At 65.6% G+C, this 21,132-nt stretch carries 21 protein-coding genes; 16 read left to right on the plus strand and 5 right to left on the minus strand.

Annotated elements, in window-relative coordinates; all coding sequences use genetic code 11:
- The 7 genes from BSZ40_RS11885 to BSZ40_RS05635 all read left to right on the plus strand — a co-directional run.
- On the plus strand, positions 1 to 404 hold a 404-nt coding region (locus tag BSZ40_RS11885; RefSeq protein ID WP_158020869.1), incomplete at its 5' end, for a hypothetical protein.
- Positions 368 to 949, plus strand: coding sequence for a hypothetical protein (locus BSZ40_RS05610; RefSeq protein ID WP_143180888.1), 582 nt, complete (start codon positions 368 to 370; stop codon positions 947 to 949). The genes BSZ40_RS11885 and BSZ40_RS05610, both read left to right, overlap by 37 nt.
- 220 nt (positions 950 to 1,169) lie before the next feature.
- Positions 1,170 to 1,436 (plus strand): NTP pyrophosphohydrolase, encoded by a 267-nt coding sequence (locus BSZ40_RS05615; RefSeq protein ID WP_245793883.1) that lies wholly within the window; start codon positions 1,170 to 1,172, stop codon positions 1,434 to 1,436.
- 557 nt (positions 1,437 to 1,993) lie between these two features.
- Positions 1,994 to 2,284 carry an NTP pyrophosphohydrolase gene (locus tag BSZ40_RS12215; RefSeq protein ID WP_245793885.1) on the plus strand — a complete coding sequence of 97 codons (291 nt, stop codon included), beginning with the start codon at positions 1,994 to 1,996 and terminating at the stop codon, positions 2,282 to 2,284.
- A 573-nt stretch (positions 2,285 to 2,857) separates the two neighbouring features.
- Entirely contained in the window at positions 2,858 to 3,124 is a 267-nt protein-coding gene (locus BSZ40_RS12220; protein ID WP_245793888.1) for an NTP pyrophosphohydrolase, read from the plus strand.
- A gap of 303 nt (positions 3,125 to 3,427) precedes the next feature.
- A complete protein-coding gene (locus tag BSZ40_RS05630) occupies positions 3,428 to 3,904 on the plus strand; it encodes an NTP pyrophosphohydrolase (protein WP_073824159.1) in 477 nt (158 codons plus the stop codon).
- Between the two features lie 29 nt (positions 3,905 to 3,933).
- Positions 3,934 to 4,413, plus strand: coding sequence for a hypothetical protein (locus BSZ40_RS05635; protein WP_084542663.1), 480 nt, complete (start codon positions 3,934 to 3,936; stop codon positions 4,411 to 4,413).
- Between the two features lie 92 nt (positions 4,414 to 4,505).
- Here BSZ40_RS05635 and BSZ40_RS05640 read toward each other — a convergent pair whose 3' ends face one another.
- A complete protein-coding gene (locus BSZ40_RS05640; RefSeq protein WP_073824163.1) occupies positions 4,506 to 4,922 on the minus strand; it encodes a hypothetical protein in 417 nt (138 codons plus the stop codon).
- 337 nt (positions 4,923 to 5,259) lie between these two features.
- Between BSZ40_RS05640 and BSZ40_RS11565 the strand changes: the two genes are divergently transcribed.
- A complete protein-coding gene (locus tag BSZ40_RS11565; RefSeq protein WP_158020870.1) occupies positions 5,260 to 5,646 on the plus strand; it encodes a hypothetical protein in 387 nt (128 codons plus the stop codon).
- Positions 5,647 to 6,053: 407 nt separating this feature from the next.
- Here the strand turns inward: BSZ40_RS11565 and BSZ40_RS11570 are convergent, their stop codons facing one another.
- Positions 6,054 to 6,251, minus strand: a complete 198-nt coding sequence (locus BSZ40_RS11570) for a hypothetical protein (protein ID WP_143180890.1) — start codon at positions 6,249 to 6,251, stop codon at positions 6,054 to 6,056.
- A gap of 336 nt (positions 6,252 to 6,587) precedes the next feature.
- Here BSZ40_RS11570 and BSZ40_RS11575 point away from each other — a divergent pair, with 336 nt between their 5' ends.
- Positions 6,588 to 6,953 carry a hypothetical protein gene (locus BSZ40_RS11575; protein ID WP_143180891.1) on the plus strand — a complete coding sequence of 122 codons (366 nt, stop codon included), beginning with the start codon at positions 6,588 to 6,590 and terminating at the stop codon, positions 6,951 to 6,953.
- A 141-nt stretch (positions 6,954 to 7,094) separates the two neighbouring features.
- Here the strand turns inward: BSZ40_RS11575 and BSZ40_RS05650 are convergent, their stop codons facing one another.
- A complete protein-coding gene (locus BSZ40_RS05650) occupies positions 7,095 to 8,624 on the minus strand; it encodes an aminopeptidase P family protein (RefSeq protein ID WP_073824167.1) in 1,530 nt (509 codons plus the stop codon).
- Positions 8,625 to 8,716: 92 nt separating this feature from the next.
- On the opposite strand from BSZ40_RS05650, the gene BSZ40_RS05655 reads away from it, so the two are divergent.
- From BSZ40_RS05655 to BSZ40_RS05675, 5 genes are all read left to right on the plus strand, one after another.
- On the plus strand, positions 8,717 to 9,565 hold the full coding sequence (locus BSZ40_RS05655) for a PHP domain-containing protein (RefSeq protein ID WP_073824169.1): 849 nt from the start codon (positions 8,717 to 8,719) through the stop codon (positions 9,563 to 9,565).
- Positions 9,562 to 10,206 carry a MarC family protein gene (locus tag BSZ40_RS05660; RefSeq protein ID WP_073824170.1) on the plus strand — a complete coding sequence of 215 codons (645 nt, stop codon included), beginning with the start codon at positions 9,562 to 9,564 and terminating at the stop codon, positions 10,204 to 10,206. The genes BSZ40_RS05655 and BSZ40_RS05660 overlap by 4 nt, the downstream gene beginning before the upstream one ends.
- A gap of 115 nt (positions 10,207 to 10,321) precedes the next feature.
- Complete coding sequence (locus BSZ40_RS05665; RefSeq protein ID WP_073824172.1) at positions 10,322 to 10,687, plus strand: GntR family transcriptional regulator; 366 nt, start codon at positions 10,322 to 10,324, stop codon at positions 10,685 to 10,687.
- A gap of 2 nt (positions 10,688 to 10,689) precedes the next feature.
- Positions 10,690 to 11,382, plus strand: a complete 693-nt coding sequence (locus BSZ40_RS05670; RefSeq protein WP_245793890.1) for an ABC transporter ATP-binding protein — start codon at positions 10,690 to 10,692, stop codon at positions 11,380 to 11,382.
- Positions 11,382 to 12,215: a hypothetical protein gene (locus BSZ40_RS05675; protein ID WP_073824176.1), complete on the plus strand. Its 834-nt coding sequence runs from the start codon at positions 11,382 to 11,384 to the stop codon at positions 12,213 to 12,215. The genes BSZ40_RS05670 and BSZ40_RS05675 overlap by 1 nt, the downstream gene beginning before the upstream one ends.
- Positions 12,216 to 12,335: 120 nt before the next feature.
- Here BSZ40_RS05675 and BSZ40_RS05680 read toward each other — a convergent pair whose 3' ends face one another.
- Entirely contained in the window at positions 12,336 to 13,871 is a 1,536-nt protein-coding gene (locus BSZ40_RS05680; protein WP_073824178.1) for a DEAD/DEAH box helicase, read from the minus strand.
- A 163-nt stretch (positions 13,872 to 14,034) separates the two neighbouring features.
- Positions 14,035 to 14,256, minus strand: coding sequence for a DUF3107 domain-containing protein (locus BSZ40_RS05685; RefSeq protein ID WP_073824180.1), 222 nt, complete (start codon positions 14,254 to 14,256; stop codon positions 14,035 to 14,037).
- Positions 14,257 to 14,505: 249 nt separating this feature from the next.
- Here BSZ40_RS05685 and BSZ40_RS05690 point away from each other — a divergent pair, with 249 nt between their 5' ends.
- A complete protein-coding gene (locus BSZ40_RS05690; RefSeq protein ID WP_073824182.1) occupies positions 14,506 to 17,829 on the plus strand; it encodes a UrvD/REP family ATP-dependent DNA helicase in 3,324 nt (1,107 codons plus the stop codon).
- The gene (locus BSZ40_RS05695; RefSeq protein ID WP_073824184.1) at positions 17,829 to 21,131 is read left to right on the plus strand and encodes an ATP-dependent helicase; all 3,303 of its coding nucleotides are present in this window, start codon (positions 17,829 to 17,831) and stop codon (positions 21,129 to 21,131) included. The genes BSZ40_RS05690 and BSZ40_RS05695 overlap by 1 nt, the downstream gene beginning before the upstream one ends.
- Position 21,132 lies beyond the last annotated feature (1 nt).

The raw sequence follows: 21,132 nt of genomic DNA on the forward strand, positions 1-21,132 counted from the left end.
GGCGGGGGTGGGCGCGGAAGGTGGTGGAGTGGGTGGGGGATTTTGGGGCGGGGGCTGGGCAGGGGGTGATTGATCTTTTGGTTGGGGTTTCTTCGCCGGTGTGGGTGCCGGTGGTGTCGGTGTATCAGTTGGCGACGGGGGAGTTGACGTGGGGGGAGTTGGAGGCCAAGGTCGGTCTGGCGGGGCAGCAGGTGGGGGATTTGGGGCGGGCGGTGTGGGATAGTCCGGGGCGTACTTTGCTGGAGGTGGGCAAGGGGGCGGTTAGTTGGGATGAGTTTAAGGATCATTCTGGTCGGGCGGCGGGGGGTTTGGTGCCTGATGCGGTGGCTGCGGCAGCTACCGGGGGGGGGCGGGGGTCAGCAGGGCCGTGTTGCGGCGCTTGGCGCGGGGTGGTGATGAGCTAGCAGCAGTGGCCGGGGCGGTGGAGCGTTTGACGCCCGAAGAGATCGCCAAGCTACCGCGCACGGATAAGGGACTGATAGACAGCAAACACCTACCCAGTGAGATAAAAGACCGCTTGTTCGGGGTAGACCGCGGAGATGGGCGGGATGTCTTTGGCAAATACGTCAATAAGAACAAAGAGGCTGAGGTAACGGCTGCCAGCGAAGCGAGGGGATTTGAGCAATACTTGGCAGAATTGGAAGAAAAAGGAATTAGCGTGGCGGAGAAGATTGAGGACAAGTTGCAAGCGACTGTGAGTCGGGAGGGCATGCCGCCGGAAGTGGCGGAGAAGATCGGCAAGTGTCGGTATTTTGATAGGATAGTTCAACTTGAAGACGGCACCTGGGTGGGGGTAGAAATAAAAGCTGGTGGGGCGCGACAAAGTGTCGCACAGAGAGTCTTTGATAGATATGTGTCGCCCGAGCATCCGGCAACAGTTAAGCTTCGCGACGGCAGAACCATAGAGATAACCAAGGCTGAAATACAGAGAGTGAGATATAATGATTGAGTATGAGACAGTATCGCTTACCTGGGAAGGAGCGCTGGGTCAGGTAAGCCACCCGCAGACACCGGAATCTGTTGCCGAAGATGTTAGATTGCGGTTGGTTTCTCCGCGGTATTTGGTGGAGGGCAAGCGGTATGGGATAAGTGTGTGGGCGGCGCCGGAGGGTGTGCATCCGCATGATGTACCTAAGCGTGCCGTAGCGCAGCGGAACTATATTCGTTGTTTGGGGATGGCCCGGGCGATGGTGGTGCAGATTCGAGTCACGCAGCCGGACCGCACCACGGCGTTGTATGTGGTGGCGCGCGAACCGATAGCCGACCCGGAGGCCTGGGTGGAGCTGACCTGGAGCGGCTACCAACACAAACCAGACAGCATCAAACTCCACCCAGAAGAGATCTTCACCGGGGAACAAGCAGTCCCGATTTTCCGCGCCTACATTGAAAACCAAGAACTACCCCCACCCCACCTGCTACGACAAATAGAAGACTAGATCATCCTGCCGACAATCGGCGTCGGGTCCAGTCACTCGCCCGTGCTTCCCGAGCGAGCGCTCGTCCTTGAAATAGAGGAAGGTGAAGGATGAGTGGTGAGCTACTGTGCGCCCGGAGGGCATGCCGCCGGAAGTGGCGAAAGATATCGGCAAGTGGCATTATTGCGATCGGATAGTGCAATTAGAGGATGGCACCTGGGTGGGGGGGGGAGATCGAGTCAGGCGAAGCACGCCGCAGCCTGGCCCAGAGAACCTTCGACGATTTTGTCTCGCCCGAGCATCCAGCACGGGTGACTTTACGGGACGGCAGAGTCATAGAGATTACAAAAACCGTACTACATAGAGTGAGGGAAATGAGAAAACATGAAGTTGTGGACCTGACTTGGGAAGGTGTTTTCGGGGAAGTTGAGCAGCCGCAAACCCCACAGTTGATAGCCGATAAGATATCGCGACGTTTGGTTTCTCCGCGGTATTTGGTTGATGGTAAGCGGTATGGGATGCGTGTGTGGGCGGCGCCGGAGGGCATGCATCCGTATGATGTGCCTAAGCGTGCCGTAGTGCAGCGGAACTATATTCGTTGTTTGGGGACGGCGCGGGCGATGGTGGTGCAGATTCGAGTCACGCAACCGGACCGCACCACAGCGCTGTATGTGGTGGCGCGCGAATCAATAGCCGACCCGGAGGCCTGGGTGGAGCTGACCTGGAGCGGCTACCAACACAAACCAGATAGCATCAAGCTCCACCCCGAAGAGCTCCTCACCGGGGAACAAGCAGTCCCGATCTTCCGCGCCTACATCGAAAACCAAGAACTACCCCCACCCCACCTGCTACGACAAATAGAAGGCTAAATACTCATGCAGATAATGGGTTTCTAGTCCAGTAACCCGCCCGCGCTTCCCGAATGTAGGTTCCCCCTGAGGTGGAGGAGGTGAGGGGAGAGTGGTGGGCTGGGAGAGTATGTCGCTGGAAGTAGCGACACAAGAGATCGGTGGGCACTGTTGTTTTGAGGGAATAGTGCAATTGGAGGATGGCACCTGGGTGGGGGTGGAGATCAAGTCTGGCGAAGCTCGCCGAAGTTTGGCGCAGAGAACCTTCGATGCATATGTTTCGCCCGAGCATCCAGCACGAGTGAAACTGCATGACGGGCGAATTATAGAAATAGCGGATGTTATATTGCAGGAGGTGGAGGCCCAATGAGAATGTATCAGGTTACAGACCTTGCTGGGGACGGTAAATTTGGGGAGATTTTGCAGCGTCAGACTCCGCAGTTGATTGCTGATAAAGTGGCGCACCGACTGGTTTCACCTATTTATCTAGATGGTGAGGAATATTATGGGATGCGTGTGTGGGCGGCGCCGGAGGGTATGCATCCGTATGATGTGCCTAAGCGAGCCATTGCGCGACAGAACTATATTCGTTGTTTGGGGACGGCGCGGGCGATGGTGGTGCAGATTCGAGTCACGCAGCCAGATCACACCACGGCGTTGTATGTGGTGGCGCGCGAGCCGGTAGTCGACCTGGAAGCGTGGGTGGAGCTGACCTGGAGCGGCTACCAGCACGAACCCGACGGCATCAGGCTGCATCCCGAAGAGCTCCTCGCCGGGGAACAAGCCGTGCCGATCTTCCGCGCCTACATCGAAAACCAAGAACTACCCCCACCCCACCTGTTGCGGGAGTTTGTTGCCTAAAGATGTCGGAGATGTCTCCGTCCGCCTAGCCAGTTGGCATCGTGGTCAATGCCACCGGATTCGAGTACTCCGGGTCTAGGTGGACTGGAACTAGCGAAGAGAAATGGCTGTGAGTACGGCGAGGCAGAGCATCGTCGGGGTGGTGATTTTGCTGCCAGCTCTCTAGCTGCTTGCCAGGCCGTGGCGCAGAACTTTGTCAGTTCCTGGTCCGTGGCGTGCGGGCCCTCCGGATGTCAGTGCCAGCCCGTAGAGTACGAGACAAGTCAGCAACCGCACGAACAAGCAAAGGTGCAGCAAGTGAGAATGTTCGAGTTCGCAGCAGTAGGCAGGGAAAGCGGGACGGAAAGCTTCGTGTGGCGTCCGCAGACGCCGCAGTTCGTCGCCGACCAGGTGGAGGGGTACTTGCGCGATCCAGGCTTCCTGGACGGAGGCGACTGCTTCGCCGTCATCGTTACCGCCGCTCCTGAGGGTAAAGATCCTGAGGAAGCTCCGGGAGTCAACTACATCCAGAGCGCCGGGGCGTACGAGGCACTCACAGTCGAGATTCGCGTGACCGAAGAGGACGAGTCTTACGTGCACTACGCCGTCGCGCGGGAACCGATTGCGGACCCAGAGCAGTGGACCGAAGTTAGTTGGGATGCCGGTGGAAATTCGCGGGCATCAGTGCAACTACACCCGGAGGAAGTCTTCACCGGGGAACAAGCGGCTCCGGTCTACCGGGCTTACATCGAGCGCGGTGAGTTGCCGCCCGCCCACCTGCTCCGCGAGATCGACGTTTAAGCGACTCGACCATGCTTACCTATGAATGTGTGATCTACTCGCCTCAGGGCATAGACGAGTGCTTCGAATGGTGGCCCCATGACCCCAGCCGTTTCGCAGACGAGATCGAGTCCCTCCTGCGCGACCCCGGCTTTGTTGACGGACACGAATGCGTGGCGCTGAAAGTCTGGCGGGCACCCGAAGGGCAGTTCCCCTCAGATTTTCCGGCACGGGCAATAGTCAAAGAGACATACTTGCGCTGCCGGGGAGCCCATCAAGCAATGATCGTCGAATCCCGGGTAACCCGCCCGGACAGGACGTTCGACCACTACATCGCCTCACGCATGCCAGTGGCTGACCCCGCGGCGTGGGAAAGCGTGACTTGGCTCGGAAAGGACGGCGACATCTGCTCGGTGGATGTTCACCCGGAGGAAGTGTTCACCGGTGAACAGGCCGTCCCGATCTTCCGGGCCTACATTGAGCAGCAAGAATTCCCGTCCAGAGTGCAATGGCGGCGTGTGGGAGATTGAGGCGGGCTAGCACCGGGCGTGCGGTGGCCCGAGTAACTGGCTAGTTAGCCGGGGGGCGGTCCAGTGTGTGAACTGGACCGCCCCCGATCGATTCAGTCCATCCGCATATTTGGGGGCAGGTGCTGGGAATCGGAGGTGTCCTGTTCCAAGCCGAAAGGACTCAACGCAAACCTATTGCTTCGTTCTAGGTCTGTGGTGATTTGGGTGATGGCTTGTTGGAGTTGTTCTTCGTTGTGGGCGAAGTCTTTTAGGGCTTGTTGCAGGCGGGTGGTGAATTCGTCGAGTTCGGCGGCGTTTTTGCGTAGTTCGTCGGCCAGGGTGAGGATGAAGTTTTGGTAGGCGCGGCGGAAGCGTTGGGCGCCGGGTTCTACGCCCCAGCGGGCGGTGGTTTGTTGGGCGGCCCAGTCTTCGCAGGCTTTGATGCCTTTGTCTAGGGCGTCCTTGCCGTTGGCGGGATGCTGCCGCTCCAGCCTAGGGTCGGAGCCGGCAGCGCGGCGGGCGTTATGCACCGGTAAATGTGTCCTGCCTGGTGGGCCGGGGGCGTGTGGCATTATGTTGCGCGTCACAGTCGACCAGGGAGTGGGAGGGGCGCAGATGCGTAGCGGGTTTGGAAGTCTCAGGGCGGCGGTACTGGCGGGAATGCTACTGGCAAGTGCCTGCAGCCCAGCCACCCCCGACGCTGGCGCCTTGGCAACCACGCCGACCGCTGCCACCAACCCGACAAGCACAGCAAACGCTACGCCCACCCCAACCCCGTCCCCAACGGGCAGCGCCCTGGGCCCGGTAGGCACCATCGCCTTCCAAGACGACAAAGTCTGGCTAGTCACCCCCGAAGGCGACTACACCATGAACATCCCCGCCGGCATGCAAGGGGTGACGCCAAGTGTAAATGGTACTGAACCGCCATATATCGCCACGCCGGGAAGTGAGGATCTGCTTGTATCGTATAAATATTGGCCGGGATTGACTAGTCTTCCAAGCGAAGCAGAGGTAATGCGTTCAATAGGTTTTGCGATGGTTAATGAGCCCTTAGTTCGTAACGATATCAAACAATTTGGTGGCATGTCGGCAGTGGCGGGGCAGGCTCGGACCATTAACGATAGCTACTTCATTATTTCTGTGGCGGTAAATATTGGCGGATCCTTCTGGACGCTTAATTTCTCCGGTGTTGGCTTGGAGGAAACAGAACAGTTACTGCAGCAGGCAAGTGACTCGCTGACTAAGCAGCCGTGACATGTTTGCTGCCGCGTTGCTGCCTGGTGTGCGGTGGCCCGAGTAACTGGCTAGTTAGTCGGGGGCGGTCCAGTGCACCTGGACCGCCCCCGATCGATTCAGTCCATCCGCATATTTGGGGGCAGGTGCTGGGAATCGGAGGTGTCCTGTTCCAAGCCGAAAGGACTCAACGCAAACCTATTGCTTCGTTCTAGGTTTGTGGTGATTTGGGTGATGGCTTGTTGGAGTTGTTCTTCGTTGTGGGCGAAGTCTTTTAGGGCTTGTTGCAGGCGGGTGGTGAATTCGTCGAGTTCGGCGGCGTTTTTGCGTAGTTCGTCGGCCAGGGTGAGGATGAAGTTTTGGTAGGCGCGGCGGAAGCGTTGGGCGCCGGGTTCTACGCCCCAGCGGGCGGTGGTTTGTTGGGCGGCTCAGTCTTCGCAGGCTTTGATGCCTTTGTCTAGGGCGTCCTTGCCGTCGGCGGCCAGGCGGGCGCGTTGTTGTTCGGCTAGTTCGTAGTCGATGGACAGGTCTTCTTCGTCTGGGCCCATGGTCGGCTCCTTGCCGTTGGCGGGATGCTGCCGCTCCAGCCTAGGGTCGGAGTCGACAGCGCGGCGGGCGTTATGCACCGGTAAATGTGTCCTGCCTAGTGGGCGGGGGGCGTGTGGCATTATGTTGCGCGTCACAGTCGACCAGGGAGTGGGAGGGCGCAGATGCGTAGCGGGTTTGGAAGTCTCAGGGCGGCGGTACTGGCGGGCGCGCTGCTGGCAAGTGCCTGCAGCCCAGCCACCCCCGACGCTGGCGCCTTGGCAACCACGCCGACCGCTGCCACCAACCCGACAAGCACAGCAAACGCTACGCCCACCCCAACCCCGTCCCCAACGGGCAGCGCCCTGGGCCCGGTAGGCACCATCGCCTTCCAGGACGACAAAGTCTGGCTAGTCACCCCCGAAGGCGACTACACCATGAACATCCCCCAGGGGTACGAGGTGAAAAGCTCTCCTGCGGGAAGTGATACACCGCCTGAGATTTATGCGCCTGGTTCTGACGGTCCCATAATGTCCTTTGTTTATCTGGATGAATTTTCGGCACTGCCTTCTAGGGATTCGGTTTTGCTCTCGGTGGGATCTGGCTACCACAATGATCCTCAGTTGCGAGAAGATATACGCGAATTTGGGGGGCGGCCGGCCATTGCGGTTCAAGCGCGCACCTTTGCTGACACATATGCGCTGATCTCGCTTAGTGCTGAGATTGGTGGGTCCTTCTGGACGTTTAATTTCTTCGGTGTTGATCTGGGGGGAAACGGAACAGTTATTGCGGCGGGCGAGTGACTCGCTAACGAAGCAGCAGTGATCTGCCAGTCGCTGTGCCAACACCAGACCTGAGGTGGGTCGGGGGCCGTATGGACCCGGGGCGGTCCAGACGCACTGGACCGCCCCCGCTCTATGTCGAGATAGCTGCAGCCGCCCGGGCTAGGACTGACGCCCCTCGGCCCGTAAGCGTTGCACCCACGCCTCAACGTCAGCCACCGTGCGTGGGATCGCGGCGGACAGGTTAACGGGCTTACCGTCAGGGTCGATGAAGATGTCATCTTCGATGCGCACCGCCTGCCCCCGCAGCTCCTCCGGCACCGCCAAGTCGTCGGCACGGAAATACAGGCCCGGCTCAATCGTGAAACACATGCCGGGCTCCAACTCGGCGTCCAGATACATCTCGCGGCGGGCCAGCGCACAGTCGTGCACGTCGATCCCCAAATGGTGCGAGGTGCCGTGCGCCATCCACCGGCGGTGATACTGGCCCTCCGGGGCCAGCGTTTCAACTGCGCTGCACGGCAGCAGCCCCCACTCCTCCAAGCGGGCCGCGATAACCTCCATGGCCGCCGCATGCAGGTCCCGGAACCTCACGCCGGGCTCGCTGGCTTTGGCAAATGCCGCATCGGCCGCATCCAACACCGCCTGGTAGATACGGCGTTGTGGCTCGCTGAACTTGCCCGAGACCGGAATAGTGCGGGTGATGTCGGCCGTGTAGAGCGAATCAACTTCCACCCCGGCGTCGATCAACACCATGTCACCCTCCCGCACCGGTCCATCGTTGGCGATCCAGTGCAGCGTGTTCGCGTGATTGCCTGCCGCCGCGATCGTGTCGTAGCCGCAGCCGTTGCCGTCCTCCCGCGCCCGCGCTCCGAAGGCTCCCTCAATGACCCGCTCACCACGCGGGTGGGACACTGCCCGCGGTAGCTGGCGCAACACGTCATCAAAACCGCGCGCGGTAGCATCCACCGCCAACCGCATCTGCGTGGCCTCCCACGCATCCTTCGTCAAACGCAACTCGGACAGCTCCCGCGCAAACGCAGCATCCGCCTGCTCCACCGCCGCATCCAACTCGATGCCCGCCGCCTGCCGCACTTGATTGACCAGCGCCGCGACAGCGTCGTCGGCCTCCGGGACGATCCGCAACTGCACCGCCCCAGCGTCCTTGGCCAAGGCATCCTGCAACCCGGTGATGTGGGCGCAACGGATCCCCGTGAGCGTCTCCACTTCCTCCAGACTGGGCCGCACACCTACCCACAGCTCGCCGTACCGCGAGTCAGCGTAAAACTCCTCACTCGACCGTGAGGCGCGCGGGTGGAAATAGAGCACCGCTTCGTGGCCCTGTTCCTGCGGTTCCAGCACCAGCACCGCGTCTGGCAGGAAATCCGTGCCCATCCCTGTCAGGTGAGAGAAGGCCGAGTGTGGCCGGAATCGATAGTCGCAGTCGTTATTGCGCACCTTCAAGCCGCCTGCTGGCACCACCAGTCGCTCCCCAGGGCGCAAGGCTGACACCTTCTCGCGGCGTCGCCGCGCATAGGGAGCAGACTCGTTAGCGGCAGTCGGCCCAGCTGGGCGCGGACCCCACTGGGAGCCAATAAACTCACGGAATGCAGACGAATCTGGCCGCTGCGAGCGGGCATCGCCGGGCTTTTCGGTGACCTTGTTCGGGTCGCGCTTGGTGTCGTTGCTCATATGGTAATTGTTGCACCCCACGCGGGTGACAACGCGCCGAAAATCACCCCGCTAGCGCGGTCCAGGCCCGAGGTGGGCATTACCCTTGCTGGGTGCCCCAAGCAATAGACCTCCATGCGCATTCGGTGTGCTCTGACGGAACCGATACGCCCGCCCAGCTGCTGGTGCAGGCCCAGCAAGCGGGCCTTACCGTGGTGGGCCTGACCGACCATGACACCACCGCAGGCTGGCAGGCCGCCGCTGCGGCCGTGCCCACCGCGGGGGTCGCCCTAGTGCGGGGAGCCGAAATTTCCTGTCACCAGGCCGGGCAGTCAGTGCACCTGTTGGGCTACCTCTTCGACCCGGCCGACGAAGAGCTGAACCAAATATTTGCCCGGGCACGCGCGGACCGGCACACGCGCGCCGAGCGGCTCGTGGCCAACCTGGCAGCGGACTACGAACTGACGTGGCAGGACGTGGTGGAACAGACCGCGCCGGGCGCCACCATTGGCCGTCCCCACATTGCCGACGCCTTGGTCGCGCGCGGCCACTTTCCGAACCGGGCAGCGTGTTTCGCGTCAGTGCTGCACCCAACTTCGCCCTACTACGTCCCGCACTGGGCTCCCGCGCCCGCGGTTGCCGTGGCCGCCGTCCGGCACGCAGGTGGGGTGCCGGTACTTGCCCACCCCTTTGCTAACAGCCGCGGCCCGCGACTAGCCCGCGAGACCATCGCGGACATGGTGGAGGCGGGACTGTTCGGCATCGAAGTCGATCACCGGGACCACGACGTCGCCGCCCGGGCCCGCGCCGCCGAGGTGGCGGCCGAGTTTGGGCTGGCGGTATTCGGGGGCAGTGACTACCACGGGACGGGCAAGCCCAACCGGCTCGGAGAAAATCGGACCACGCCCGCCGTTTTTGCGCGCTTGGCGGAGGAAGGACGCCTGGAGGTGGTACAACCATGAGCATCGATAACTTTTTTGACCTCACGCTCTTTGGCACGACGTTCGCCACCCTGTTCGTCATTCAAGACCCGGCAGGGGGGCTGCCAGTCTTCCTGGCCTTGACGTCGACCAAGTCCGCCGAGGATCGGCGGCGGGCCGCCCGGATGGCCGCGTTGACGTCGTTCTTTGTCATCACTGTCTTCGTGCTCTTCGGGCGCTACATCTTTGCTTTCCTGGGAATCTCGGCGCATTCGCTGCGGCTGTCCGGAGGCTTGGTGTTGCTACTGATCGCGCTTGATCTACTTGCCGGGAAGGTGGAGCAGGAGGAGGACTCTGGAGATTCCAACGTCAACGTAGCTCTGGTGCCGTTGGGCACGCCGCTGTTGGCGGGGCCGGGTGCCATCGTCGCCGCCATGCTGGCCATTGAGAAGGCCGGGCCGAGTGTTGCCTCGTGGCTGGCGGTGGGCACGGCCATCGTGTTGATTCACGTGGTTATCTGGTTGACGTTCCATTACGCGGTGCACGTCAACCGGCTGCTTGGGGTGGGCGGAACCCTGTTGTTGACGCGCATCGCGGGCCTGCTGCTGGCCGCGATTGCGGCCGAGATGGTTGCCGCGGGTGTGCTGGGCTTCATGGAGGAAAGTTCACTCTTCGCTGGCTAGCTGCCGTTGGAACCGGGTCGCCTGCGGGCGGCCCGGTTTTTGCTTGCCGGGGGAGGTGGCGCCACCCCTCAGCCTGTGTTACTGTATTAATGCAGTGATACAGATTGGAGGGGTGATGGCAGCAGATGCAAGACCCATCTGGATACAGCTCGTGGACGAGTTCCGACGACGCATAGTCGGTGGGCAGTGGGCCGCTGGCGACAAGATCCCCTCCGTGCGGGAACTTGCCCTCGACCTGGGGGTCAACCCCAACACCGTGCAGCGCGCCTTGACTGAGATCGACCGTCTCGGCCTGACCCAGACCGCGCGCGCCACCGGTCGCTATGTCACTACCGAGGCGGCAGCCATTGACGCCACCCGTCTAGAAATCGCCCGTGCCGCCGCCGACCAATACGTGGCATCCGCCCGCTCCATCGGCCTCACCCAGCAAACCAGCACCCAGCTCATCGCCGAAAGATGGCCCGCCAACGAAGGAAACTAGCCATGGCCAGCATCGAAGTCACCCAACTCACTAAGCGTTACCCGAACCAGCTCGCCCTCGACCACTTCGATCTCACCGCTCACAGCGGCCAGATCATCGGGCTCCTCGGCGAAAACGGGTCGGGCAAGACCACCCTGCTTAAGATCCTGGCGGGGGTACTGCACGACTACGCCGGCACCGTGCGCGTCGCCGGCTTCACACCCGGGCCGCAAAGCAAAGCCCACACCGCCTACCTGCCCGACGTCGTCTTTCTCCCCGATCACCTCACCGCCACCACGGCCATGGACCTCTACGGTCGCTTCTTCGCCGACTTTGAGCGGTCCCGCGCCGAAGCCCTGCTCGACCACTTTCACCTACCGGCCGACCGACGGTTGGGCGCGCTGTCCAAAGGCATGCGCGAGAAACTTCAGATTGCCCTGACCATGGCCCGCCGCGCCCAGATCTATCTCCTGGACGAACCTATCTCCGGAGTGGACCCGGCTGCGCGCGAAGTAGTCCTGCGGGCCATCGTTGAAAACTTCGCCGCGGACGCCACCATGATCGTCTCCACCCACCTACTGCACGACATAGAACCCCTCGTCGACCACGTGGTGTTTCTCCGGTACGGCCGCCCGCTGCTGGCGGGAGCCACCGACGAACTGCGCGAAACCCACGGACTGAGCATCGATGAGCTCTTCCGGAAGGAGTACCGCTAATGCTTCGCCACCTAGTTATCGCCGAACTACAGTCTCTGCGCCGCCTGTCCCTCTCGGTACTCAGTGCCGCGACCTTGATCGTCGGCCTGTCCCTCGTGCCTATCGCCTGGGGGGTGCCCATCCTCAAGGTCCTGGGATCCGTCGCGGTCGTGCTGATAAGCCTCGGCATCGCGGTGGGCTGCACGTTCTACCTGGTCTACCGCTACTGGCAGACCATGCACAAGGCGCCCGCCTACTTCACCCACACCCTGCCGGTGCGCGGCGGAACCATTTTCGCCGTCAAGATGCTGGTGGCCATTGCCTACCAGCTGGCAGCCATCGCCGTGTCGGCAGTGTTCCTCTGGGCCCTGCACCTGGCCCAAGGCGTCGCCGCCGGGCGCGGCCTGGGCGAGGTGATGCGAGCCGACTGGCAGGCCCTGACCGACGTGTTGCAGTTAGCCAGCTGGCCCGTCACGGTACTGCTGGCGCTGTCCCTGCTCCTGAGTGTCGTGTCCATGATCGTGCAGGTGCTGGCCACTCTTTCCCTGTTCACCCGCCCCCGCTTCGCTTCCCTCGGCGTGGCCGCCCCGGTCGTCGGCGTGGTACTGCTGTACCTCGCCAACCAAATCATCGGGGCTGCCGCTACCCTGTGGATACCCCTCGGCATGCGAGTGAGCGGCCCGGATGCCGGGACGGTGGTAGCCCAAGGTATGTGGTCGGACATCGTGGCCGCCCTGCGCTACGGCACCGAACCGCAGGTGGTGGGCCTCGGCAGCGTGGTGGCCGGCCTGCTGCTGACCATCCTCTTGTGGCAGCTCGGCCGTCGGACCATCGACAGGCACCTAGCGCTCTAAACCAACTCCCATACACGCCCGGTGGGACCCGCAGCATGGCGGGTCCCACCAAGGGCAGTCCGGCCCACAGGTGGGCGGCTCCCCACCGGGACTAACCCACCTGCCGGTGCCGAGGGCTACCTACTCAGTCTCGCCCTTGCGGCGCCGCCGCCGGGGCCGCCGGACGCGTGACGCTTGGTCCGGCGTCCCGCTCTGTCCGGTGCGACTCCCGCCCCCGTGGCCAGCCCGGCCCCCGCGCCCGGTACTGCTCCGGCCGCGTCCCCGGCCGCTGTTCTTACCGGTTTCCCCGAGGTCCTCAATAGCCTCGGCCGCGAGCCCCGCCCGCGTGCGCTCGGCCCGCGGCAGGCGTCCCGTTGTGCCCGCGGCGATGCCGAGGTCAGCGAACAGGTGCGCCGACGTGTGATAAGTCTCCACCGGCTCCGGGAAACCCAGGTTCAAGGCCTTATCGATCAGGCGCCACCGGGGCACGTCGTCCCAGTCCACAAACGTCACCGCTGTCCCGTCGTTACCGGCCCGGCCCGTCCGCCCGATGCGGTGCAGGTACGTTTTTTCGTCCTCCGGGCACTGGTAATTGATGACGTGCGTGACATCATCAACATCAATACCGCGGGCCGCCACATCCGTGGCCACCAGCACGTCCACCTTGCCCGAGCGGAACGCCCGCAGCGCCTGTTCCCGCGCGCCCTGCCCCAGGTCGCCGTGCAGGGCCGCCGCCGCGAAGCCCCGCTCGGTCAGCTCCTCCGTCACGCGCGCCGCAGTCCGCTTGGTGCGCGCAAAGACGATGGCCAGGCCACGACCGTCGGCCTGCAAAATGCGGGCCAACACCTCAACCTTATTCAAGGCGTGGGCGCGGTAAACCACCTGGGTGACAGTCTTTACCGTCGCCCCCTGGTCCGTGGGATCCTGCGCCCGAATGTGGGTGGGGCGCGACATGAACCGCCGCGCCAGGGCCACCACCGCGCCCGGCATGGTGGCCGAGAACAGCATCGTGTGCCGGGTGGCGGGCACCGCCTGCAAGATAGCCTCCACATCCGGCAGGAAGCCCAAATCGAGCATCTCGTCGGCCTCATCCAGCACCACGGTACGCACGTGTGATAGATCGAGGTGTCGCCGCTTGCGCAAATCGAGCAATCGCCCGGGGGTGCCAACGACGACCTCCACCCCCCGCGTCAAAGCAGCAATCTGCGGCTCGAAAGCCCGCCCACCGTAGATCATCTCCACTCGCACCTGCCGGTGGCGGCCCGCGGTCTGTAGATCCCCTGCCACCTGCTTGGCCAGTTCGCGGGTGGGCACGATCACCAGGGCTTGCGGCTTGCCTTGGGCGGGCTCGTCGTCCCAGCCCTCCTCACCGGGGCCGGTGACGTTTTGCAACAGCGGAATCCCAAAACCGAGCGTCTTGCCGGTCCCCGTCTTGGCCTGGCCGATAATGTCGTGGCGCGCCAACGCCACCGGCAGGGTCAGCGCCTGAATGGGAAACGGGTGCACGATACCGACTTCGCTAAGCGCCCGCACGATCTTGTCTTCGACCGCAAAATCGGCAAAGGTACGGTTTTCGGCCTCGGCACCGTCGCCGACGACATCAGGTTTTACCTCTTCCAGGGTGGGGGCCGGTCCCTCCACCTTCGACAAATCGACAACACCGGATGTTTCTGACATTGGTCTTTCCTCACTGCGCCAAGGGCGACGGTCGGGGCAGCCGATCGCGAAACTCTTTTTGCAGCACCAAGGCGACCGGGCAGCACATTTGTCCCCAGCCTAACGCAGACGCGGCCTTGCCCGGTGGTCAGCAAACCACCGGGCAAGGCCGCCAACCACCTGTTTACAGGGAAAAACCCACGTTGCGGGAGGCCGAGGGATCCAACTCCACGTAGCCAATCTCGTCACTGGGCACGATCACCTCGCCACCGCGGGCGCTGGGCAGCACCAGGGCCTGCCCATCGCGGATGGCGGCTTGCACGGCCGCGCGGACGGTCGCCATGTCCTCGGTGGTGCGGAAGACCACCACCTGCGGGACGTGTTTTACCCCGATCGTGATTTCCATATTTCCTCCTTGTTCGTTGGCCGCATCGTATCGTCCCCGGGGAAAGGGCGGGGGGAGCGACGCCGATTGCCGCAGGCGAGCTAGGTACGGGCGCCCGGGCGCCCTAGTTGGCTATCAGCGGGGCACAGGCGCCATATACACCGGATGAGCCCGCCCCAGTGCCAACTAGGGCGGTGGATGGGCGGTTCGCGACAGACGAGCCAAGCCGCGGTGGTCAGCAATGTGGGTGGGGCATGGTTCGATTCACCCATGAGTGATAGCCCGCTCCGCCTCCTCCCGGCTCCCGTCACGGCCCTGCCGAGCCCCGACGCAGGGCAGGCTGCCCTGGTGGCAGCGGTGGAGCGCGGTCATGCCGCCGTGGTGCTTGCCCCGCCGGGCAGCGGGCGCTCCACCGCAGGCCTGCTGCTCGCCGTGGCTCAGGCCCGGGCGGGCGGCCAGGTCGATGTCCTGGCTCCCTCGCGGGCGCGCGCCGATCAGCTACGGGACCGACTGGCGGCACACCTGGCGCACCGTGACGGCGCCCTGGCTGCGCGCATCACGGTGCGCACTCCGGTCGCCTACGCGCTGGCGGCCCTGCGGACGTGGGCGGTGGAGCGCGACGATCCCTACACCCCGCCAGCGCTGCTGACGGGGCCCCGGGCTGACCACTTGCTGGCCGAGTTGCTGGCCGCCGACCACGGTCCCTGGCCTGCTGCTGTGCCACCGGCCACCCGGCAGCTGCCCGAGTTTCGCGCCGAGCTGCGTAACCTGTTCGATGCCGTTGGTTCTGTGGGCTGGAACGCCACCGATTTGGCGGCCGCGGCGGCGCGTTACGGGGTGGCGGCGTGGGAGGGGTGCGCGCGGATACTGGCCCGCTATGACGCCCGCGCCCAGGTGGGGAGGCCAGACCCCGGGCGCACCATAGAACTGGATCATGTGCGTGCCTGCACGCGCGCGGCGCAACTGTTGACCGAGTGGCAGGACTTGGCGCGCAGCCAGGCAGTGCGCGCCGCCGTGCCGGTGCCGGATGTGCTCATCGTCGACGACGCCCAAGACCTCACGCCGGCGGCCGCCAGCCTCGTGGAGACCAGCGCCGCGCTCGGGGCCCGCCTGGTGTTGCTAGGCGATCCGGACCAGTGTGTCGAATCTTTCCGGGGTGCCGATCCGCGCTGGCTTGGCAGCTGGGCCCGGCGGGCGCGCGCCGCCGACCCCACCGTCATCGGGCGGGGCGGGGCTAAAGCCCCGGTGCGCATCGACCTGCCCCACCGTTATCGCGCCGACCTTCCCCTGTGGGCCGCAGTGGACCGTGTGGCCGCCCTGACCCCGCTGGAGGGGGATGCGGCCCGGCGGGGGGCAGCAGCGCGCGGACAGGCCGGGCCTGTCACGCAGCCGCCGACGGCAGCCGGGGCGAGGCACGAGGCCGAGCCGCCGACGGGTGGCGGGCCTGCGGCGACCAGTCGGGTCGAGGCCCGCTTGCTGGCGACGAGCCACGTCCTGCCGCAGGCCGTGGCCCACCGGTTGCGGGCGCGGCACGTGCGCGATGGCGTGGATTGGGCGGACTGCGCGATCATTGTGCGTTCGGCGGCCGCGGCCCACCGCCTGGCCCGCGACCTGGTGGCCTTGGGGGTGCCCGTGGTGCCCCCCGCGGAACGCACCCCGCTTGCGGCCAACCCCGTGGTGGCGCTGCTGCTGGAGTTGGCTGGGCTGGCGGCCCGGCGGGAGGAAATTGGCAGCGCCACAGTGGCACGGCTGGCCCGCTCGGCCCTGGTAGGCCTGGACTCGCTCACGGAGCGGCGGGCGCGCCGCTGGCTGCCTGCAGAGTTGACCGACGCTGAGGCCCTGGTGACCTTGGCGTCTGCAACTGCGGAGCTGCCCGCTGACCTGCCCGGCCGGGAGGCGTGGATGCGCCTGCGGGCTATTTTGGCCGCCACCGCGGCCAGTGTGGCGCTTGGACCACGCGAGGCGTTGTGGGAGATATGGCAGGCCGCAGGGGTTGCCGAGCGGTGGCAGGCCGAGGTGTTGCAGGCCACCGGCGCGGGTGCGGCCGAGCGGCTAGCGGTGGCGGCGCGGGAGCGAGACCTTGACGCCGTGGTGGCGTTGCTACGGCGGGCCGATCTGTGGGTGCAGGCCCGCCCAGGCGGCACCACGGCGGCCTTGGTGCGGGAACTGCAAAGCGATACCGTCGCCATGGATTCGCTGGCGCGTAGCGCCCAGTTGCCGCCGTCGGTGGAGGTCCTGACCCCGGCGGGGGCGGTCGGGCGCAGCTGGGACACGGTCATCGTCGCCGACTTAGCGGAGGGCCAATGGCCCAACCCGCGGGTGCGGGACACCTTCTTGCAAGCGGGCCTAGTGCGGGCGCTGGCGCGCACCCAGACCCCAGTCGGCGCCGAGGCGCTGCCCCAAAGCGTGGCTGAGAACATCGCCGATGAGGCACGACTGTTGGTGGCGGCCGCCTCGCGGGCCACCCGGTTGCTGGTGGCCTACGGATACGACGGCGAGGCAGGGGGTCCGTCCCGGTTCCTGCCGGTACTGGCGGGGGGCCAGGTGGTCGACGCGGCGATACTGGCGGCTGAAACGAGCGGTTCGCTGCGGCCAGTGGACGTCAGCCTGCCGCACTACGCGGCCGCCCTGCGCCGCGCCCTGCTGACCGACTGGCGGCCCGCCAGCCCGGAGGGGGACCCGCCGCCTCCTGCGGCCCCCGATCCGCGTGCCCAACTCCTGGCGCTCCTGGCCCGCGCGGGCGTGCCGGGCGCCGAGCCTGCCCAGTGGCGGGCGCTGAGCACCCCCACCACGAGTGCGGGCCTGCGCGCGCCCGGCCAGGGGGTGACGGTGAGCCCCTCGGCGGTCGAGTGGGCACTGAAGTGCCCGGCCCGCTGGGCGCTCACCAGTCACGGGGGACAGGTGGGCACCTCAACCGCGCAAACCACCGGCACCTTGGTGCACCAGTTTGCGGAGGACTATCCGACCGCGGCCCAAGCAGACGACCTGCGCGCCGCCCTGGCGACCTGGAGCGCCGCCCAGGAACCCCAAGGGCTGGAGGAAGCCCGCACGGTGGCGCAGGTGCTGGCCATGGGGGAGTTGCTGGCTGACTACATCGAGTCGATTCCCGGCCCGGTGCTCGCCGAGCAGCGTCTGCGTTTCACCGTCGGGGACGTGACCGTCTCCGGGAGGCTGGACCGGGTGGAGATTCTCGACGACGGGGTGGTGCGCGTCGTCGACTTCAAGACCGGCGCGAAAGATACCGACCACGCCGTCGTCCAAGACAACGGGCGGCGCGACCTGGCCCGCCTGGTGGGCAACCCGCAGTTGGGGCTGTACCAGTACGGCATCGCCCGCGGCGGGCTCGTCGGCCAACGCGCTGTCACCGAGTGTGCGGACGCGCGGCTAGTCAATCTGCGTGACCCCATACGGGGCCGGGCGCGGGTGCAGAATCAGGCTCCACTCACCGATCCGCAGTGGGTGGAGGATCTCCTGCGGGAGGTGGGGGCACTGCTGCGCGGCGCCCAGTTCCCGGCCTTGCCCGGCGAACATTGTCGTTCCTGCCCAGTGAAAACCTCGTGCCCAGCCCAGGGCGAAGGAAGGCGGATCCGCTGATGCTCACCCCAGCCCAGATTGCCGCGGCCATCGGCAAACCGGCTCCCACCCCGGAACAAGTCGCGGTTATCCAAGCCGACCACACCCGCCCCTTGCTGGTGGTGGCGGGAGCTGGCTCCGGCAAGACCGAAACTATGGCGGCGCGGGTGCTCTACCTGGTCGCCAATGGTCTGGTCGCCCCCGAGCGGATCCTCGGTTTGACCTTCACGCGCAAGGCGGCCGGGGAGTTGGCCGAGCGCATCGGCGAGCGATTAACGCAGCTGGTGGAGTGCGGGGCCGTGCCGCCTGCCGTGCAGCTTTCCCTCGGTCTGGCCCGCGAGGAAGCCGGAAAAATCGTGCCCGTGCCGCAGGCTCAGGTCGGGGCGGTGGAGGTCTCCACGTACGACGCTTTCGCCGCCGCCCTGGTGCGGCAATACGGTTTGGCGCTCGGCCAGCCCACCGACGTTACTCTCATCTCGGGCGCTACTGAGGCCGAGTTGGCTTACCACGTCGTGTTGGAGGGGCAGGATATCGACGCCGGGTCCCTGGCCAGTCGCGCGGGTCACGTGCGTTCCCTATCCAACGAGATCGAGGCCCACGGCCTGCAGCTGGAGCAGGCCCGCGACCTGCTGACCGATCTGGCGGTCGACTTCACCGGTATCACCGACGCCAAAGGGAAACCTGCCCCGAAGTCCAGTCCGATCAGCGAGGTGCGCCAAGCCGTCGCGGACCGCCTGGCGCTGTTGCCGTTGGTGGCCGAGTTCCGGGAACGCAAACGGCAAGCGCGGTTGGCCTCCTTCAGCGAGATCGCGGCCGCCGCCGCCCGCATAGTCCAGACATTGCCGGAGGTGGCGGCACAGATTCGGGCCCGCTACGACGTCGTGCTGCTCGACGAGTTTCAAGACACCTCCACCGCGCAGGTGGCGATGTTTGCGGGCCTGTTCGCGGGGCGCGGCGTGACCGCCGTGGGCGATCCGCACCAGGCGATCTACGGCTGGCGGGGCGCTTCGTCGGGCACCTTGGAGGGATTCGCCGCCGCCTTCGGGGCCGGTGACATGCTGACGCTGTCAACGGCCTGGCGTAACGACACCGCGATCTTGCGGGCCGCCAACCAAGTGGCCGGGCCGCTGCGGGCCCATTCGCCGCTGGCCCTGCCCGTGCTGCAGGCCCGGCCCGGGGCGGGCGATGGGCAGGTGCTATGCGCCCGCGCCCCCCACGAGGACAGCCAACCGGACCTCATTGCGGCCCTGCTGCGGCAGGCCTGGCGCCCGGAGGAAACCTACGCGGTTCTGTGTCGCTCGCGCAGCCAGTTCGAGGCCCTGCACCAGGCCCTGACCGAGGCGGGCCTGCCTGCCGTCATCGTCGGGGCGGCCGGGCTCATCCTCACGCAGGACATCCTCGACCTGCGGGCCGCCCTGGCGGCCGCTAGCGATCCCACCAACGGGATTGCGGCCCTGCGGCTGCTGGGGGTGGCCAACCTGGGAGCCCGGGACCTGGCGGCCCTGCATGCCGTGGCCCGCCAACTGGTGCAGCAGCGGCCGACTTTGGCAGCCGGGCCCGCAGCAGCGGCGCAGACCGCCCCCGAGCAGGCAGCGCCGGAACCTAGCCTGGTGGAGGCCATCGACTACCTGGGCAGTGGGCAAGGCGCGGCGGACGAGCTGAGCCCGGCAGGTCTGGCGGCGGTGCGCCGCCTGGCCCGGCAGCTGGCTCGCCTGCGGGCACTGTCCTACCTGCCCCTGCCCGATCTTGTGCGCGCCGCCGTGTCAGTGCTGGGCTTGGACACCGATATTGCGGCCCGCCCCGCCGCCGCCCGGCAGCAAGCCGAACGCACCTTGGAAGCATTCGTGCAGGTAGCGGCCGAGCACACCGTGATCACGCCTCGCCCGAGTTTGGGGGGCTTTCTGGCCTGGCTCGATGTTGTCGAGGTAGAAGACCGGGGCCTAGCGGTGGAGCAGCCGCCGGTGGCTCCCGGCGTCATTCAGATCCTTACCGCGCACGCCTCCAAGGGGTTGGAATGGGACGTGGTGGTGGTGCACGGGTTAGTGGAGGGGCGCTTCCCCAGCGTGGGGCGTACCGTCGGCTGGCTGAAAGACAAGTCCAGCTTGCCTCATCCGCTGCGGGCCGACGCCGCCTACCTACCGACCTTGCCAATCAGCGCCAGCATGGATCGCGAGGCTGCCGAGGAAGCCATCGCGCTCTACAAGGAGGAGCAGCGGGCCGAGGACCTGCGGGAGGAACGACGCTTGGCCTACGTGGCTTTCACCCGTGCCCGCCGTCTGCTCTACCTGGTGTCCTTCGCCGCCTGGCAGCGCCAGGGCGAACCCGCCCCCTCCAGTTTCCTTACCGAGGTGCAGGATTTGGTGGGAGTGGAACGGGCCGCAGTGCGGCACGCCGCCGCCCTGCCGTCCACCTGTGCCGACTATCTGCCGCCCGATGGCAGCTTGTGGTGCGAGCCGGCCCCCGCGCAGGTGGAGGCCGAACCCGCGTTGTGGCCGCGGGACCTACAGGTCGACACGGAACTGGGCGCCAACCTGGCGGTGGCCGCCCAGGTGCGCCACGCCTTGGCGGGGCTCGCTGCTGACCCCGGACAGGTGCTGACGCGGCTGGCTCATCACCCCGACCCGGCGGTGGCGGCCGCCGCTACCGACATCGCGGTGTTGCTGGAGCGGCAGGCGCACCACGCTCTCACCCCGGTGCGCCTGCCTGCCCGCTTAGGGACTACCGCCGCCCTGCGCCTGGTAGCCGACCCCGCTGCCTTTGCCCGCGACCTGCGTCGCCCACTGCCGCAGGGACCGCAAGCGGCCACGGCTCTCGGCACGGCCTTCCATCAGCGCATGGAAACAGAGCTGGCCCGCGCCAATCAGCTGGCGCTGGGGGACGAGCCGCTGCCCACCGTGCAGCTCGACACGGCCCAAAATGCCCGCCTGGAACGGTGGCTGGCGTGGGCCACCAGTCTCGAAATGGTGACCAACGGGCAGGTGTTGGCCGTGGAGGAACCTATCGACTTGCCTTTGCCGCATTTGGTGCTGTCGGGGCGCATCGATGCGGTCTTTGCGCACGCCGGGCGCATCATTGTCGTGGATTGGAAGACCGGGCAGGTGCCCCGCACAGCTGCCGACAAACGCATCAAGGCCTACCAACTGGTGGCCTATCGGCAGGCCTACGCCCTGGCCCACGGCCTCGACCCCGCCACGATCGAGGCGGTCTTCGCCTACGTAGCCGCCGAGCGGCTGGTGCGCGTGGAAGATCTCGTGAGCGAGGCCACCACGGCGGCTTTAGCGCGCGAGATCGCCACCGCCCTCGACGGGCAGGCACCGGGGTGAA

This window comes from Buchananella hordeovulneris, from assembly GCF_001907235.1.
Taxonomy (GTDB): domain Bacteria; phylum Actinomycetota; class Actinomycetes; order Actinomycetales; family Actinomycetaceae; genus Buchananella; species Buchananella hordeovulneris.